Genomic DNA, 15,428 nt, shown 5'->3' on the forward strand with positions numbered 1-15,428 from the left:
CGCGCGCTCCCTGTGGTCGAGGCGACGGGCGGCCAGGTCTTACCGGGGGTCGGCGTGCGCGCTCAGGTGGAGGGGGATCAGGTCGACATCACCTCCCCCCGCTATGCCGAAGCGCAAGAATGGCTCTCCCCCGCCCTGAGCGCCACGATTGCCGCTCTGGAAACCGAGGGGAAGACGGTGGTCGTCGTCAGCCGCAACGCCCGCGTGATCGGCGTTATCGCGCTGCGGGACGAGCCGCGCGCGGACGCCAAGGCGGCGCTTGCGGCGCTAACGGCGCTCGGCATCCGAACCCTCATGCTGACCGGGGACAATGCCCGCACGGCGGCGGCGATTGGCGCGGCCTTGGGCGTCGAGGCGCGCGGCGATCTGCTGCCTGCCGATAAGCTTGCCGCCATCGAAGCCCTGCGCCACGGCGGCACAGTGGCAATGGTCGGCGACGGCATCAACGACGCCCCCGCACTCGCCCGGGCCGATATCGGCATTGCGATGGGCAAGGGCACCGATATTGCCTTGGAAACGGCGGATGCGGCCCTGCTGCACGGCCGGATCGGCGGTCTCGTCTCGATGGTCACGCTCTCGCGCGCTACCCTGCGCATCATCCGGCAGAATGTGATCGTCGCCCTGGGGCTCAAGGCGATCTTTCTAGTCACGACGCTGCTCGGCGAAACCGGCCTGTGGATGGCGGTCTTGGCCGATACCGGCGGCACCGTTCTCGTTACCCTCAATGCGCTGCGGTTGCTGCGTTATCGGGGGTAGGCGCGTCGGTTAATGGGTCCGCACTTTATCCATGAAGCGGGCGAGGCTGTCCTGAATGGTGCTTGAAATCGTCTCAAGCTCCTTCGATATGTCGAGAACTTGGGCGGCAATCGTGCCGCTGTCGTCGGCGGCATGGGCGACGCCCTCCACGGTATCCGAAACCGCCTGAGCCCCGCCCGCCACATGCTGAATACTCACGGCAATATGGTCGGTGGCCGCCTTCTGATGCACGAGGGCCGCCGCCGACTGGGCGATGACGGTTTCCATCTGGTCCATCATTGCCCGCACGATAGCGATGGTATCGACTGTGGCGGTGGATTCGGTTTGAATATTGGTCACTTGGCGGGCGATGTCGCTGGTCGCCCCGGCGGTCTGATTAGCGAGGGTCTTGACCTCCCCGGCGACGACGGCAAAACCTTTCCCGGCCTCCCCGGCCCGCGCTGCTTCGATAGTGGCATTCAGCGCCAGCAGATTGGTTTGACTGGCGATCGATTGGATCAGCGTCACCACGTCGCCAATACGCCCGGCGGCCCCTTGGAGGCCCGTCACTGTGGTGGCGGTATGCTCGAATTTCTCGACCGTCGCTCGGGCAATGTGCGAGGTTTGCTCGGCCTGAGTGGTAATATCCCGGACGGCGGTCGAAAGATCGTCCGCCGCTTGCGCGACCGCCTGCACGCCCGCGAGCGACTGGCGCGAGGCGCTGGCGAGCGTCATCGAGCGTTGGCACGCCTCTTCGGCACTGTCGAACATCCGCTGGGCGCTATCGTGCATGCGCGTCGCCATCCCGGCCAGCGTGGCGAGGACCGACCGGCTGGTTGCGCCGAACTCATGCACGGCATCTTCCAGATTTTGTTGACGCTCCTCCTGGGCCAAGCGCTCTTGCTGCTGCTGAGCGGCGAGCGTTGCCGCATCGCCCAAGCCGGTTTGGAACAGGCGGACGGTCGCCGTCATCCAGGGCGTCGTGCGCTTGCGCCCCGACAGGCTGGCGACGGCCTCCCGCATATCCGCCGCAAGCCGGTTTTCCCAGCGGGCGGTGCGGGTGAGCCGGTGGCGGGTGAGCGCGCAATCGATGCGCAGCGCCCACCCCGCCTCCGGGATAAGGCTGCGGATGGGGGCATTGAACTCGGCCCACGCCTCCTGGCGCTTCACCTTGCAGAGCGCGTGCAGGTCGGCCGCCAGCGCGTCTTCCACCTGCTTGAGCCCGTCGATCCGCTGGGTGGCTTGGTCGTACCAGGCGCGGCCGTCGATCCCATCCAGCGGGCCGGTCATGCCGTTGGCGCTGGCGAGGTGGCGCATGCGCTCGAAGGTGGCGGTTTTCGGCCCGGAGAAGACCTGCCGGGCGCGTTCGGCCTGAGTGGGCGTTGCATACTCCGCGAAAATTCGAAAAGAACGCGCCTGTGCGGCGATCAAATCCAGGAACCGCCGATGCTGGGCGGCGTCGAAGATCCCTGCCGAAAAGCCCGCGCTGCCGGTCGCCCGCTCCTGGCCTGCATATTCCTTACCCTGCATAAAATTGAACAGACCGATCAACGCCCGCGAAATATCGGGATCGGCGATCACATCGAGCGCTTGCGCGACGGCGGTGAGCAGTTGGGCGATGAGGCTGGAAAAGGCGGCGGTCGCGTCGCGGGCCGTTACCGTCAACGCCTTGGCCCGTTGCCGCAACTCCGGCAATCGGTCCAGCCCGTGCAGCGCGTCGCCGACGCGCAGGAAAATGGCCGCCGGATGCGCCATTCGGTCCAGCCCATCGCATCCGACGCGCAGCGCGTGTTCCTGGGTTCGGCACAGGTCGATCTGCTGATCGATCTGCGCGGCAAACTGGCGACCATTACTGTTGAGATAAACGTTCCAACTGCCGCGCTCCTTCTGCAATTCATGGATCAAGGCGCTGATCGTCGTAATCAGGCTTGAAACGGCGGCAAGTTGATCGAGACTGCGCAGCTTGCGGTATCGGGCCGTCAGCAAAAACCGTGCGGCCGTGCGCGGATGGTTCGACCGGCGACCGACCGCCTCGGGCGGGCGGGGGGCTTCGGTGTGCCGGGCCGCATCGATCTTTGCCGTGGGGGCCGTCAGGGAAAAACCATCCCCCATGCGTCCGGCGTGCAGGGCTCCCTCGGAAGAAGAATGGGCCATTGCGTGATTCTCCATCGCTCGGTCAGTGGCGTTACAGCATAGCCCGCGCCCGCGCTGTGAGGGGGCGATAGGCTGGCGGCGGCGGCGCGCGGTGCAAGACGACCGCGCTGCCCGATAGGGAAGATGAGAATTCTGCCCAAGCTTAGGGCCCCAAGCTTAGGGCAACGAGACTATCGCCGATCCCAAACCTCCTAAGGGGAGGTTGGAGACGGTTGACGGCATCGTTTCGTGGCCCGGCGTTAGGCCACAACACACCGGCACCGGACATCGGTGTCCTGGCGCAATCGGCTTTCAACGATGGAAGCAAAAGTCGGGCCGTTCGCCGCGCGGTTTCTGGAAACTGCTAAAAATCCCCGTTAATTCCGACGGGAACGGCGGTTCATTTCGCGCCATAATCCTGGGGTTGAGCGTATAAATTGCGCATCATGATTAAGAATTGAGCAATTTTAACCCGCAATCGCGTCCCGCCTTGGGCCGCGCTCAGTGCGATCTTTCGGTCATTTTCTGATAAATGCCCACGCGTCGACGGGTTGGCCGATATTTTGCTGCTATCTCTTGCTCCTGTCGCGCCCCCGCGCCGGGCTCAAGTGTGCGGCGCGGGGGCGCTCAAAAGAGGAAAACTGCCATGACTGCCCAGGACGAACGGGAAGAAGCCGCACTTCGGCCAGGGGCGGCGGAACGGTTTTTGCGCGCGGCGCGCCTTTGCCGGATCCAAGATCTCGAACGGCTTCTGTCGGTGAGCGCCCTCTTGAAGGAGATCGGGGAGTTGATCCACGCCCTCCAGAAGGAACGCGGCGCTTCCTCGGTTTACCTCGGCTCCAACGGCACTGCCTTCGCAGCACGGCTAGCGGAGCGGGGGGCCGAAAGCCGGGCGTTGGAGCAGGTCGTTCGGGCGCGCTTGGAGACGATTCAGGGGCCGCCCGATCGGCTTCGATCCGGCGCGCAATTCTATAGCCGCCTTGCGATTGCGCTCTACGCGCTGGATGGTTTGCCCGGTTTGCGGCGGCAGATTCTCGGCCTCGCGCTCGCACCGCTGGATGCGATCAAGGCGTTCACCGATCTCATCCGCGATCTTCTGGCCGTGGTGTTCGAGGCGGCGGATGTAACGCCGGACCCGGTGATTTCCCGCGCGCTGGCCGCCCTGTTCAATCTCATTCAGGGCAAGGAGTTTGCCGGGCAGGAGCGGGCGACCGCCGGCACCGCTTTTGCGCGCGGGCATTTCGGCGATATGGATCGGCGTCAACTCCGCTCGCTGATGGCGATGCAGGAGCGCAGCTTTTACCTTTTTGCCGAATTCGCCGATATCGATCAGGCCGTGGCCTGCCGCGCCGTGCTTGCCGGGCCGAGTACCGATCTGGTGGAGCAGATGCGCCGCTTTGCCCTCGATGAGACGCGCGAGGGGCTTGTGCCGAAGAGTGTCGCCGAAACCTGGTTCGATGAAACCACCCGCCGGATCGACGCGCTGAAAGGCCTGGAAGACCGGCTGACCGCCGATCTCACTGGCCTGTGCGCGGCGAAACTCACCGAGGCGCGCGCCGATCTCGATACGGTCGGCCCGCTCGGCCCCGAGACGGTCATGCCGGTCGCCCTGCTGGTGATGGCGTCGGGCCGCCCCGAGACCGACGCCGAAACCGCCCTTGGCCTTTATACGCTGGAAGGGATTAGCCCCAAACTCACGCGCTCCATTCTGGACGTGGTGCAATCGCAATCCCGTCAGATCCAAGACGTCAGCACCCAGTTGGAAACCGCCCGAACGGCACTGGCCGAACGCAAAACCATCGATCGCGCCAAAGGCGTGCTGATGGCCAGCCGCAGCCTATCGGAAGAAAACGCCTATAAGCTGATGCGCAAGGTCGCCATGAATCAAAATAAACGCATCGTCGATGTCGCGGAAGCCATCCTCAGCACCGCCGATATCCTACACGGGCTCACTCCCGGCAATGATCCCGCCCCCTGAAGCCTACTCCGGATCGGCCTAAACGCGCGCTAGACGATCCCCGCCGACGATCCGCCGCGCGGGGGGCGTTCCTGGGCTTTTGCGGCCCGGTAGCCGCTGGCGCGGTAGAGGGCGAGCGGGTCGATAGCCCCGCCCGCGCGGTGGCGAACCTCGGCCAGCAGCGGCGATACATCGGTATTGAAGGCCTGCTTCAGAATATTATGCGCACCGAGGGCGTCGCAGGCGGTTTGGGCCTCGGTCAGGGCGGCGCGGTCGATCAGCAGCGCCTGGGCATAGCGGCGCTGCACTTCCATCGCACTATTCATCAGGCTTTCGATGGGGTCGGTGACATTATGAGATTGGTCGAGCATATAGGCGGGCGCAAAGCCGGGGGTGCCGCGCTGGGCGGCATCGACCAACTCATTGAAGATCAAGAACAGTTGGAACGGGTTGATCGACCCGCTATCCAGATCATCATCACCATATTTACTGTCGTTGAAGTGAAAGCCCGCAAGCTTACCGAAGCGCACCAGGCGCGCCACAATCATTTCGATATTGGTATTCGGCGCGTGATGGCCGAGATCGACGAGGCATTTCGCCTTCGGGCCGAGTTCCGTCGCGGCGAGGTAACTGCTGCCCCAATCGGCGATAACGGTGGCGTAAAAGGCGGGCTCGAACAGCTTATGCTCGATGAAGACCGACCAGTCTTGCGGCAGGGCGGCATAGATTTGCGCCATACTGTCGAGGTAACGGTCGAAAGCGGCGGTAAAATTCTGCTGGCCGGGGAAATTCGCCCCATCGCCAACCCAGACGGTCAGGGCGGGCGCGCCGAGCGTCTCGCCTAAGCGGATGCAGTCGATATTATGGGCGACGGCAAGGTCGCGCACGGCTTTATCGGGATGGCTGAGGCTGCCGAATTTATACGAAACCGGCTGGCCGGGCTGGTCCTGAAATGTGTTGGAGTTGACCGCATCGAACCCGAGGCCAAGGCTCGCCGCCTGCGCCTTCAGCGCGGTAGCGTCCGACGGTTTATCCCAGGGGAAATGCAGCGAGACGGTGGGGGTGGCGCGGGTGAGTTGGTGGATCGTCGCGCAATCTTCCAGCTTATCATCGAGGCCGCGCGGCTCCCCCGATCCGGCGAAACGCGCAAAGCGCGTGCCGCCGGTGCCAACGCCCCAGCTTGGCAGGGCAACGCCGAAGGCGGCGACCTGATCGGCGATGGCGTCGAGATCAATGCCGCGCCGGGCCATTTGGCGCTTCAGGGCGGCGTAATCATCTTCAAGAAAGGCAAGGCGGCGGGCGTTATCTGTGCCGATGGCGTCGGCGGAAATCCGAAAGCTCATGGGGGGTCCCCTCCTCAGCGGGTAAAGGCGGCGGCATTGCCCGCGTCGACATTTAGAATATTCCCGGTCGATTTCGCCGAGGCCCCCGTGCAGAAGAACAGCACGGCAGCGGCAATATCTTCGGGATAGACGGAGCGTTTCAGCAGACTGCGCTGGCGGTAATGATCTTCCAGCGCGTCGGTGGAGAGATTATAGGCCTCCGCCCGCTCTTGCAGCCAGGAGCCGCTCCAGATTTTCGAGCCGCGCAGCACGGCATCGGGATTGACGCTATTGACGCGGATGCCGAGCGGCGCGCCTTCCAAGGCAAGGCAGCGGGCCAAATGCAGTTCGGCAGCCTTGGCCGTGCAATAGGCCGAGGCGTTGGGCGAGGCGGCGAGGGCGTTCTTGCTGCCGATGAAAACAATGGCCCCGCCCGTTCCTTGAGTTTTCATCACCTTGAAGGCTTCGCGCGCTACCAGGAAATAGCCGGTGGCGAGCACCGAGATATTGCGGTTCCACAGATCGAGCGAGGTTTCTTCAATCGGCGCTGACGAGGCGATGCCCGCATTGGAGACCAGCAGATCGACCCCGCCGAAGGCCAAGGCCGCCGCGTCGAACCCGGCGCAAACGGAAGCTTCGTCGGTCACATCCAAGCGCACGCCCGCCACCCGGTCCTTGCCGAAGCGTTTGGCAAAATCCTGCACTGTGCTATCGAGGCTGGCGGCGTCGATATCGGCCAGCACCACGGCCGCGCCCTCGCCGAGCAGCGATTCGACCGTTGCCCGCCCGATACCCCCCGCCCCGCCGGTGACAAGGGCGATTTGTCCGGCCAAGCTTTTCGGTTTCGGCAGGCGTTGAAGCTTGGCCTCTTCGAGTAGCCAATATTCGATGTCGAAGGCTTCCTGTTCATCAAGCCCGACGTAGCGGTCGGCCCCATTGGCCCCGCGCATGACGTTGATGGCATTCACATAGAATTCCCCGGCAATGCGCGCCGTGGCCTTATCGGCGGCAAAGGTAATCATGCCGACCCCGGGTACGAGGTACACGACCGCGTTGGGATCGCGCATCTTCGGGCTGGTCGGGCGGCGGCAGCGGTCGTAATAGGCGGCATAGTCGGCGCGATAGGCTGCAACAGCGTCTTCCAGCGCGGCGAGGGTTGCGGGAAGATCGGGCGCCGTGGGATTGAAAGGAACGACCAGCGGGCGGATTTTCGTGCGCAGGAAATGGTCGGGGCAGGAGGTGCCGAGGGCGGCCAGCGCGTCCCGGTCCCGAGCACAGACGAATTCCAGCACTTCCGCGCTATCGTTGAAATGGCCTACCTTCGGCTGCGTTGCCGAGATTTTGCCGCGTAAAGCGGGCATCAGCGCGGCGGCAACGGCGCGGCGCTCTGCCTCGGGCAGGGGGGCACAGGCAGGGCCGCCGAAGGCCGCGCCGGTGATGGTGGTTGCCAGCCACTCATCGGCGCGGTTGATGATCCGCAGGGTGGTTTCGTAGCATTCCTGCGCCGTATCGCCCCAAGTGAAAACGCCGTGGCCGCCGAGCATAATGCCGCACAGCTTGGGGTTGGACCGCGCCAGCGCCTCCAGCTTCAGCCTAGGTCGAACCCCGGCCGTTGCCAGGGCAGCCAGCCGATTTCGCCACCGAAAACCGCCTCAGTCAGTTCCTCACTGCGGGCGGCGGCGGCGATAGCGATGACCGCGTCCGGGTGCATGTGATCGACATGGGCATAGGGAATATAGGCGTGCAGCGGCGTGTCGATGCTGGCGGCGCGCGGGTTGAGGTTGAAGGTGCAATGGGGCAGATAGCCGACCATTTCATCTTCATGGGCAAGGCCGCGATAGAGGGTTTTCAACTGCTGAAGCTTATCGAGATAGAGCGTGGAGAACCCATCGAGCGCCATACTGCCGAGATCGCCGCCGGAGCCCTTCACCCATAAAACCGTCACGTCCTGCCCGGTCAATGGGTCAGAATGCGTCAACTTAGCGGATGTATTGCCGCCGCCGTAATTGGTGACGCGCAGGTCCGAGCCGAGCAGATTGGAGCGGTACAGCAGCAGTTCCGGTCCAGATAGCGTGGCGGCGCGGGCAACATCCCATAAAGAGGGGATACGGGAGGGGGTGGTTGGCGTCACGGTCCGGCTCCGGAATTATTCAAAATGCGTCATTTTGGGATGAGAATCGGGTCTCATTCCCGTTTCATCGGCATGAGGCCGCAATTTTGGGGGCGCTGTCAAATGGAATAGGTAATTTTGCGTCGCAAAAGATCGCGATTGCGACGCAAATATGACGTTTTTTGCGACGCAAAAATGAACAATTACGCTTGACGGGTGATGCCTCTAAGATTTACGCCTTTCGTCACACCGGCCAGAGAGGGCCTTTTCCATGCATCAACACGAACGTCACGGACTGATCGCCGCGCTGCTGCAAAAGCAGGGAACCCTTGGGATTCAGGATCTCATGGCCCGGCTCGATGCGTCGCGGGCAACCGTGCGGCGCGATTTGCAGGAGATGGAGACGGCGGGGCTGTTGCGCCGGGTGCGCGGCGGAGCGCAGGCCTTGGGGGCGCGTCCGACGCATCTGACCGAACCGCCGTTCGATTACAACGCCACCTTGAACCGCGAAACCAAGCGCGCCATTGCCCGCCGGGCCGTGGAACTTTGCGGCGAGCGCGATTCCATTATTATCGACGGTGGCACCACTACCTTCGCCATGACGGAATTCCTCGTGCAAACCAACGTGGAGGTGCTGACCAACAGCCTTCCCATTGCCGACTTTCTGATGCGCCACGGCGAGAACCGCGTGACTTTGCCGGGCGGTGAGATTTTCCGCGAGCAGCAACTGGTGCTGAGCCCCTTCGATAATGATCTGACGCACCGTTTCTTTGCGTCAAAATTATTCATGGGGGCACAAGCGCTGACGCAGCATGGGCTGATGCAGTCGGACCCGCTGCTGATTCGCGCCGAACAGAAGCTGATCGATCAGGCCGAAAAACTCGTGGTTTTGGTCGATAGCAGCAAATTTACAGGGCGGGGCAGTCTCATTCTCTGCCCCTTATCCCGCATCGATATCGTCGTGACCGACGATGGCATCAGCGAGACCGCCACCGCGCTGCTGCGCGACGCGGGCGTGGAGTTGATGATTGTACCCCGCTGGCGAAACCGCTCAGCGGCTTAACCGACCCCCGCCTAAGCGAGCGCAAAAGAACGGCTCCGGCGGGGAAAATCATCCAAGGGAGGATGTACGCCGTGACCAAATTTCTGAAAACCGCCAGCCTTGCCGTCATCGTCGGCGTTCTGGCGATGAACTCCGCCGATGCCGCCGATAAGCTGCGCGTGGCCATGCTGGTCAAATCGCTCGGCAATGGCTTCTTTGAAGCCTGTAAGGAAGGCGGAATTGAAGCCTCGAACGAGCTTGGTAATGTCGAGTTGATCTACACCGGCCCGACGACGGCGACCGCCGAGGGGCAGATCGAACTGATGAACGCGTTGATCGCTCAGAAAGTCGATGCTATCGCCATTTCGGCGAATGATGCCAACGCCCTGGTGCCGGTGGCCAAACGCGCCGCCGAACGCGGGATTAAGGTTATTTCCTTCGATAGCGGGATCGCCAGTGGCCGTTTGCTGCAATTGAACCCGTCCAATGCGGCGCTGATTGGTCAGAAGCAAGTGCAAATGGCGTTGGATGCCGTGGGCGCGGCGGGGGGCGAAGTCGCCATTCTGTCGGCGACCGCCCAAGCGACGAACCAAAATATCTGGATCGCCGAAATGAAAAAGGAGCTGGCAAAGCCCGAATTTTCATCGCTGAAACTCGTTTCCACGGTTTATGGCGACGATCAAGCCGATAAGAGCTACCGCGAGGCCCAGGGCCTGTTCAAATCCTTCCCGAACCTGAAGGCCATCATCGCCCCAACCTCGGTCGGCATCGTTGCGGCGGCAAAAGCCGTGGCGGATCAAGGGTTGATCGGCAAGGTCTATGTCACCGGCCTTGGCTTGCCGTCGGAAATGAAGGGCCATGTGCAGAGCGGCGCAACCAAAAGCTTCGCCATCTGGAACCCGGTCGACCTCGGTTATACCGTCACCTATGCCGCTGTGCAGTTCATTAAGGGCGAGTTGAAGGGGAAAGCGGGCGAGAAAGTGCCCGTTGGGCGCATGGGCACGCTCACGATCGACGATAAAGGCGAAGCCGCGATGGCGGAGCCCTTCACCTTCGATAAGGATAACGTGCTGAAATACGCCAAGTATTTCTAAGCGACGGTTCAAATAAGAAAATAGGAAAACCGGGGGATATATCCCCCGGCCTGGGGTGTCGGGGACAGCGTCCCCGACGCTCCCGAAGGGAGGGACGAATGGTTCTAGCCGTGGAAGGACTGAAAAAAGTCCTTCGGGGCCGTTGCCGCTTTGCGCGATGGTCGCCTCAGCCTCACGCCGGGCCGCGTCACCGCCTTGATTGGCGAGAATGGCGCGGGGAAATCGACCTTGGTGAAAATCCTCACGGGGATTTACCCGCCGGATGCGGGCAGCCTGCGCCTGGATGGGGTGGAGCGGCATTTCGCGTCGCCCCAGGAATCGCAAGCGGCGGGCATCGCGGCAATCCATCAGGAAACCGTGATGTTCGATGATCTGAGCGTGGCGGAAAATATCTGCGCCGGGCATTGGCCTCGGCATGAGCGCGGCTGGCGGCGGGGATTGATCGACTGGAAAGCTCTGCTGGCCCAGGCCCAGGCAGTGCTGGACCGGCTGGGGGCCGAACTGCCCCTGCAAACCCGCTGCGGCGATCTCTCCATCGCGCAAAAGCATCTGGTGGAAATGGCCCGTGCCCTCTGCCACGACAGCCGCGTGCTGATTATGGACGAGCCGACGGCGGCCCTCTCGCACCGGGAGATCGAGGATCTCTATCGGCTGGTGCGGCAGTTGAAGGCGCAAGGCGTCGCCATTCTCTTCATCTCCCATAAGTTCGATGAAATCTTTGAAATCGCCGATTCCTTTGTCGTGATGCGCGACGGGGCTTTCGTGGCCGACGGGGCGATTGCCGATACCAGCGTCGATGAACTGGTTGCCCTGATGGTTGGGCGGGCGATGGGGGCCGTCTTCCCCAAGCGTGCCGTGCCCATCGGCGCGCCGGTGCTGGAGGTGCGCGACCTGTGCCATCCGACCGAGTTTGCCGAGGTGAGCTTTACGGTGCGCGCCGGGGAAATCCTCGGGTTTTACGGTCTCGTCGGCGCGGGGCGCAGCGAGGTGATGCAGGCGCTGTTTGGCCTTACCCCGGTCAGCGGCGGGACGGTTTCCCTCGGCGGGCAAAGCCTGCGCGTGACCAGCCCGAAGGAGGCCATCGCCGCCGGAATCGCCTATGTGCCCGAGGATCGGCAGAGCCAAGGCGCGATTCTGCCGATGAGCATTCGCGACAATATCACGCTGCCGCTGCTGGAGCGCATTACCGGCGGCTGGTTTCTATCGGCCCGGAAGGAAGGGGCGGTGGCCGAAACCTTCGCGCGGCGGTTGGCGGTGAAAGCGCCGGACTGGCACACCCGCGTCGATGCGCTCTCGGGGGGCAATCAGCAGAAGGTGGTAATCGGCAAATGGCTGGCGACGGCCCCGAAAGTCATCATCCTCGACGAGCCGACCAAGGGGATCGACGTCGGATCGAAAGCCAAGGTGCATGATTTCATGAGCGATCTTGTCGCCGAAGGGCTGGCGGTCATTCTGGTTTCCTCCGAACTGCCGGAGGTCATGGGCATGGCCGACCGCATCATCGTTATGCAGCAGGGCCGCCCCTGCGGCAGTTTTGAGCGCGCCGATTTCGCCACCGACCCCGTCCAAGGGGCGGCGGTGCTGGCGCGCGCGGCGACGGGAGGCTGAGGATGCGGCGCGATCTCATTCTAGCGGCGGTCGTTCTCGGCCTCGCCCTAATCATCGGCTGGCGCGCGCCCGTCTTTCTAACCTTTGCGACGCTCGACGATATCGCCACCGATACCGCGCTGCTGGCGATGATGGCGCTGGCGCAAATGCTGGTGATCTTGACGCGGGGCATCGATCTGTCGGTTGCGGCGATGCTGGCCTTCTGCGGTATGGCGGCGGCTTTGACCGGGCAGGCGTTCCCGGATCTGCCGCTTGGGCTGCTGCTGCTGATCGGGCCGCTCGTCGGCCTCGGCCTCGGTGCCGTCAATGGAGCTTTCGTTGCTTGGTTGAACGTGCCGCCCATTGTCGTGACGCTGGCCAGCATGAGCCTGTACCGGGGCGCAACGTTCCTGCTGAGCGGCGGGCGGTGGGTTTCGTCCCACGATATGCCCGCCGCCTTCCGGGGTTTCCCGACCGAAAGACTATTCGGCCTGACCCATCTCGTCTGGTTTGCGCTGCTGACGATCCTGCTGGCCTATGCCGTGCTGCGCTATAGCCGCTTCGGGCGCTCGATTTACGCCTATGGCGGCAATCCGAGTGCGGCCCGCTATGTTGGGATTGCCTCGGGACGGGTGCTGTTTTCGGTTTATGCGATTAGCGGCGCGGTGGCGGGCCTGTGCGGGGCGCTCTGGGTTGGGCGTTACGGGATTGCGTTCACGGATGCGGCGCAGGGGTTTGAGCTTCAGATCATCGCCGCTTGCGTTATCGGCGGGGTCAGTATCGCGGGCGGCATCGGCACGGTTTTGGGCTGCCTGCTGGGCGTGGCGTTCTTGGGGATGATCGGCAATGCCCTCCCGATCATGGCGATTTCCCCCTTCTGGCAAATGCTGATTTCCGGCGCGGTTATTCTGGCCGCCGTGATGCTCAACCGGCAGAAGGGCCGCGCCGCCAAAATCATTCTGCGCCCGAAATCGGCGGAGGGCACGCGATGACCAGCCTCAAACTCGCGCCGCTGCCGCCATCCTCTTCGCCCTGGGGGCTCCGACTGATGCGCCGATGGGAACTGCTGCTGGCGGCCCTGCTGGTTCTGGTAATGGCCGGAAACAGTCTCGTGTCGCCCTATTTTCTCGATCCCTATAATCTGGCCGACGCCACGGCGAATTTCACCGAAAAGGCGATGGTCGCCCTGCCGATGGCGCTGCTCATCATCGTGCGCGAGATCGATATTTCGGTCGCCTCGATCATGGCGCTCGCCTCGCTCCTCATTGGGCTTGCGGCGGAAGTGGGGGTGGGAATGCCGGGGCTCGTTGCGATCGGAATGCTCACCGGCCTTGCCGCCGGGCTGCTGAACGGCGCGTTGGTGGCGGGGCTGGGGTTGCCGTCCATCGTCGTGACCATAGGCACGCTGTCGCTGTTTCGCGGCATTACGTCAGTCGTGTTGGGCGACCGGGCGATTACGGCTTATCCAGAGGCTTTCACCGACCTTGCGACGGTGAAGCTCATTCCTTTCGTCAACCTGGAGTTCGCGCTTTTCCTGGCGCTTGCGGCGGGGTTCGCGCTGGTCTTGCACGGCACGGTGATCGGGCGGCGGCTGTACGCCATCGGCCTCAACCCCACGGCGGCGCGTTTTTCTGGGCTGAGCGTGGCGCGGACGAAATTGATGCTCTTCGCCCTAACCGGCCTCATCGCCGGGTTGGCCGCCGTCTTCCTAACCGCGCGCATCGGCAGCACCCGCCCGAATATCGCGAGCGGCTGGGAACTTGAGATCATCACAATGGTCATTCTCGGCGGGGTGAGCATTGCGGGCGGGGCCGGAACCATCGGCGGGGTGGTGCTGGCGGTATTCTTGCTGGGGATGGCTGGGTTTGGAATGGGGCTGCTGAATGTGCCCGGCATCGTCATGAGCACGCTGATCGGCCTACTGCTGCTCGTCGCCGTCGCCGTGCCGCAACTTCTGGCGCGGCTGCGCCGGGGAGGGAAATCGTAATGGAAAAAATCGCCTTCGCCATGCAGTTGAAGCCCGGCACCGAAGCCGAGTATCAGCGCCGCCACGATGAGATTTGGCCCGACCTCAGCGCGCTTCTGAAAGAGGCAGGGATTGCCGATTACAGCATTTTTCTCGATCCCCAGAGCCTCACGCTTTTCGCCGTGCTGCGCCGGGCGGCGGGGCATCGGATGGACCGGCTGCCCGAGTATCCGATTATGCAGCGCTGGTGGGCCTTTATGGCCGATCTGATGGTGGTAAACCCGGATAATTCCCCGGTCGTGCGCCCGCTGCCCTGTGTTTTTCATTTGGATTAGATGTTTTTTAGTTGGATTGAGACATGGCGATTGCGGTTTTCGACTGCGGTAAAACCAATCTGAAGCTCTGCGTGCTCGATGGCGGGCGGCTGCTCTGGTCCGATACCCGCCCCAATGCGCCGCTGGCCGGGCCGCCCTACCCCCATGCCGATGCGGCGGGGGCAGAGGCCTGGCTGATCGATCGGCTGGCCCAAGCGGCGGCACGGTTTACGATTACCGATATTGTGCCCGTCACCCACGGTGCCTGTGCGGTCTTGGTGACGGCGGTAGGGGATTTGGTGTTGCCGATCCTCGATTATGAAACGCCCCTGCCGGAAGCGGGGGCCTATACCGCCCTTCGCCCCGATTTCACCGAAACCCTCTCGCCCGATCTGCCCTTAGGCCTCAACCTCGGGCGGCAGATTTTTTGGCTCCAGCAGCAGTTTCCCGCCGAATTTGCGCGGGCGCGCTGGATTTTGCCCTATCCGCAATATTGGGCTTTTCGGTTGAGCGGGCGGGCAGTGAGTGAAGTGACCTCGCTTGGCTGTCACACCGATCTCTGGGCTCCGCGAACGGGCCGTTTCTCCTCCCTGGTCACGGGGCAGGGGTGGCAGGCTTTGTTTCCGCCGCTAGCCGCCGCTGGGGAGGTGGTGGGGCCGATTTCGCCGACCCTGGCCGCCCGCACTGGGTTGCCGCCGACCTGCCGGGTGCGCACGGGGATTCACGATAGCAACGCCTCGTTTCTGCGTCACCGCCTCTCGGCAGAGGAGCCGTTCTCGGTCGTCTCAACGGGAACGTGGATTATCGCGATGGGCGGCGGCGGGGATATACCTCGGCTCGATCCGGCGCGCGATTGTCTTGCGAATGTCGATGCGCTCGGAACGCCGGTGCCCTGCGCGCGCTTCATGGGCGGGCGAGAGTATCAAGTGTTAACCGGCGGGCACGGAACGCCCGACGCCGATCTGACCCGCGCGCTGATGGCGGCGGGGGCGATGATCTTGCCGGGTTTCTCCGAAACCGGCGGGCCGTTTCCGGGGCGGGGCGGCGAAATTCGGGCGGGCGATCTGTCGGCGGACGGGCGGGCGAGTCTCGCCAGCCTCTATCTCGCCCTCATGACCGACGTCTGCCTCGATCTCTGCGGCAGTCAGGGGCCGATCCGGCTGGAAGG

General features: G+C 63.4%; 13 protein-coding genes. 9 read left to right on the top strand and 4 right to left on the bottom strand.

Annotated features, from left to right (window positions below):
* On the top strand, window positions 1–756 hold a 756-nt coding region (locus tag VZ95_RS13305), incomplete at its 5' end, for an HAD-IC family P-type ATPase (protein WP_045776277.1).
* Between the two features lie 9 nt (window positions 757–765).
* On the opposite strand, the gene VZ95_RS13310 is transcribed toward VZ95_RS13305, so the two are convergent.
* Complete coding sequence (locus VZ95_RS13310) at window positions 766–2,889, bottom strand: methyl-accepting chemotaxis protein (RefSeq protein ID WP_198148290.1); 2,124 nt, start codon at window positions 2,887–2,889, stop codon at window positions 766–768.
* Between the two features lie 625 nt (window positions 2,890–3,514).
* On the opposite strand from VZ95_RS13310, the gene VZ95_RS13315 reads away from it, so the two are divergent.
* Window positions 3,515–4,846: a nitrate regulatory protein gene (locus VZ95_RS13315; protein WP_045776279.1), complete on the top strand. Its 1,332-nt coding sequence runs from the start codon at window positions 3,515–3,517 to the stop codon at window positions 4,844–4,846.
* A 29-nt stretch (window positions 4,847–4,875) separates the two neighbouring features.
* Here VZ95_RS13315 and rhaI read toward each other — a convergent pair whose 3' ends face one another.
* From rhaI to VZ95_RS27220, 3 genes are read right to left on the bottom strand one after another with little or no spacing between them, the layout of a single operon-like run.
* Complete coding sequence (rhaI, locus tag VZ95_RS13320; RefSeq protein ID WP_045776280.1) at window positions 4,876–6,168, bottom strand: L-rhamnose catabolism isomerase; 1,293 nt, start codon at window positions 6,166–6,168, stop codon at window positions 4,876–4,878.
* Between the two features lie 14 nt (window positions 6,169–6,182).
* Window positions 6,183–7,691 carry a bifunctional rhamnulose-1-phosphate aldolase/short-chain dehydrogenase gene (locus VZ95_RS13325; RefSeq protein WP_232302657.1) on the bottom strand — a complete coding sequence of 503 codons (1,509 nt, stop codon included), beginning with the start codon at window positions 7,689–7,691 and terminating at the stop codon, window positions 6,183–6,185.
* A 44-nt stretch (window positions 7,692–7,735) separates the two neighbouring features.
* Complete coding sequence (locus VZ95_RS27220) at window positions 7,736–8,278, bottom strand: class II aldolase/adducin family protein (protein ID WP_232302658.1); 543 nt, start codon at window positions 8,276–8,278, stop codon at window positions 7,736–7,738.
* A gap of 250 nt (window positions 8,279–8,528) precedes the next feature.
* On the opposite strand from VZ95_RS27220, the gene VZ95_RS13330 reads away from it, so the two are divergent.
* The 7 genes from VZ95_RS13330 to VZ95_RS13360 form a co-directional block, all read left to right on the top strand.
* Window positions 8,529–9,320 carry a DeoR/GlpR family DNA-binding transcription regulator gene (locus VZ95_RS13330; protein ID WP_045776281.1) on the top strand — a complete coding sequence of 264 codons (792 nt, stop codon included), beginning with the start codon at window positions 8,529–8,531 and terminating at the stop codon, window positions 9,318–9,320.
* 71 nt (window positions 9,321–9,391) lie between these two features.
* The gene (rhaS, locus tag VZ95_RS13335) at window positions 9,392–10,393 is read left to right on the top strand and encodes a rhamnose ABC transporter substrate-binding protein (protein ID WP_232302659.1); all 1,002 of its coding nucleotides are present in this window, start codon (window positions 9,392–9,394) and stop codon (window positions 10,391–10,393) included.
* 150 nt (window positions 10,394–10,543) lie between these two features.
* Complete coding sequence (locus VZ95_RS13340) at window positions 10,544–12,001, top strand: sugar ABC transporter ATP-binding protein (protein WP_198148291.1); 1,458 nt, start codon at window positions 10,544–10,546, stop codon at window positions 11,999–12,001.
* Window positions 12,002–12,003: 2 nt separating this feature from the next.
* Window positions 12,004–12,972 (top strand): ABC transporter permease, encoded by a 969-nt coding sequence (locus tag VZ95_RS13345; RefSeq protein ID WP_045776283.1) that lies wholly within the window; start codon window positions 12,004–12,006, stop codon window positions 12,970–12,972.
* Window positions 12,969–13,967, top strand: a complete 999-nt coding sequence (locus VZ95_RS13350; protein ID WP_045776284.1) for an ABC transporter permease — start codon at window positions 12,969–12,971, stop codon at window positions 13,965–13,967. The genes VZ95_RS13345 and VZ95_RS13350 overlap by 4 nt, the downstream gene beginning before the upstream one ends.
* Window positions 13,967–14,281 carry an L-rhamnose mutarotase gene (gene rhaM, locus VZ95_RS13355; protein ID WP_045776285.1) on the top strand — a complete coding sequence of 105 codons (315 nt, stop codon included), beginning with the start codon at window positions 13,967–13,969 and terminating at the stop codon, window positions 14,279–14,281. The genes VZ95_RS13350 and rhaM overlap by 1 nt, the downstream gene beginning before the upstream one ends.
* A 23-nt stretch (window positions 14,282–14,304) precedes the next feature.
* Window positions 14,305–15,428: FGGY-family carbohydrate kinase (locus tag VZ95_RS13360; RefSeq protein WP_045776286.1), on the top strand; the 1,124-nt coding region annotated here is incomplete at its 3' end.

It is taken from the genome of Elstera litoralis (assembly GCF_000963705.1).
Taxonomy (GTDB): domain Bacteria; phylum Pseudomonadota; class Alphaproteobacteria; order Elsterales; family Elsteraceae; genus Elstera; species Elstera litoralis.

What these genes read in the sequence shown, in the direction of transcription:
- rhaM (WP_045776285.1), top strand. Translation starts at nt 13,967, where the DNA reads ATGGAAAAAATCGCCTTCGCCATGCAGTTGAAGCCCGGCACCGAAGCC.
- VZ95_RS13310 (WP_198148290.1), bottom strand. Translation starts at nt 2,889, where the DNA reads ATGGCCCATTCTTCTTCCGAGGGAGCCCTGCACGCCGGACGCATGGGG.
- rhaI (WP_045776280.1), bottom strand. Translation starts at nt 6,168, where the DNA reads ATGAGCTTTCGGATTTCCGCCGACGCCATCGGCACAGATAACGCCCGC.
- VZ95_RS13350 (WP_045776284.1), top strand. Translation starts at nt 12,969, where the DNA reads ATGACCAGCCTCAAACTCGCGCCGCTGCCGCCATCCTCTTCGCCCTGG.
- VZ95_RS13345 (WP_045776283.1), top strand. Translation starts at nt 12,004, where the DNA reads ATGCGGCGCGATCTCATTCTAGCGGCGGTCGTTCTCGGCCTCGCCCTA.
- VZ95_RS13315 (WP_045776279.1), top strand. Translation starts at nt 3,515, where the DNA reads ATGACTGCCCAGGACGAACGGGAAGAAGCCGCACTTCGGCCAGGGGCG.
- VZ95_RS13330 (WP_045776281.1), top strand. Translation starts at nt 8,529, where the DNA reads ATGCATCAACACGAACGTCACGGACTGATCGCCGCGCTGCTGCAAAAG.
- VZ95_RS13325 (WP_232302657.1), bottom strand. Translation starts at nt 7,691, where the DNA reads ATGCTCGGCGGCCACGGCGTTTTCACTTGGGGCGATACGGCGCAGGAA.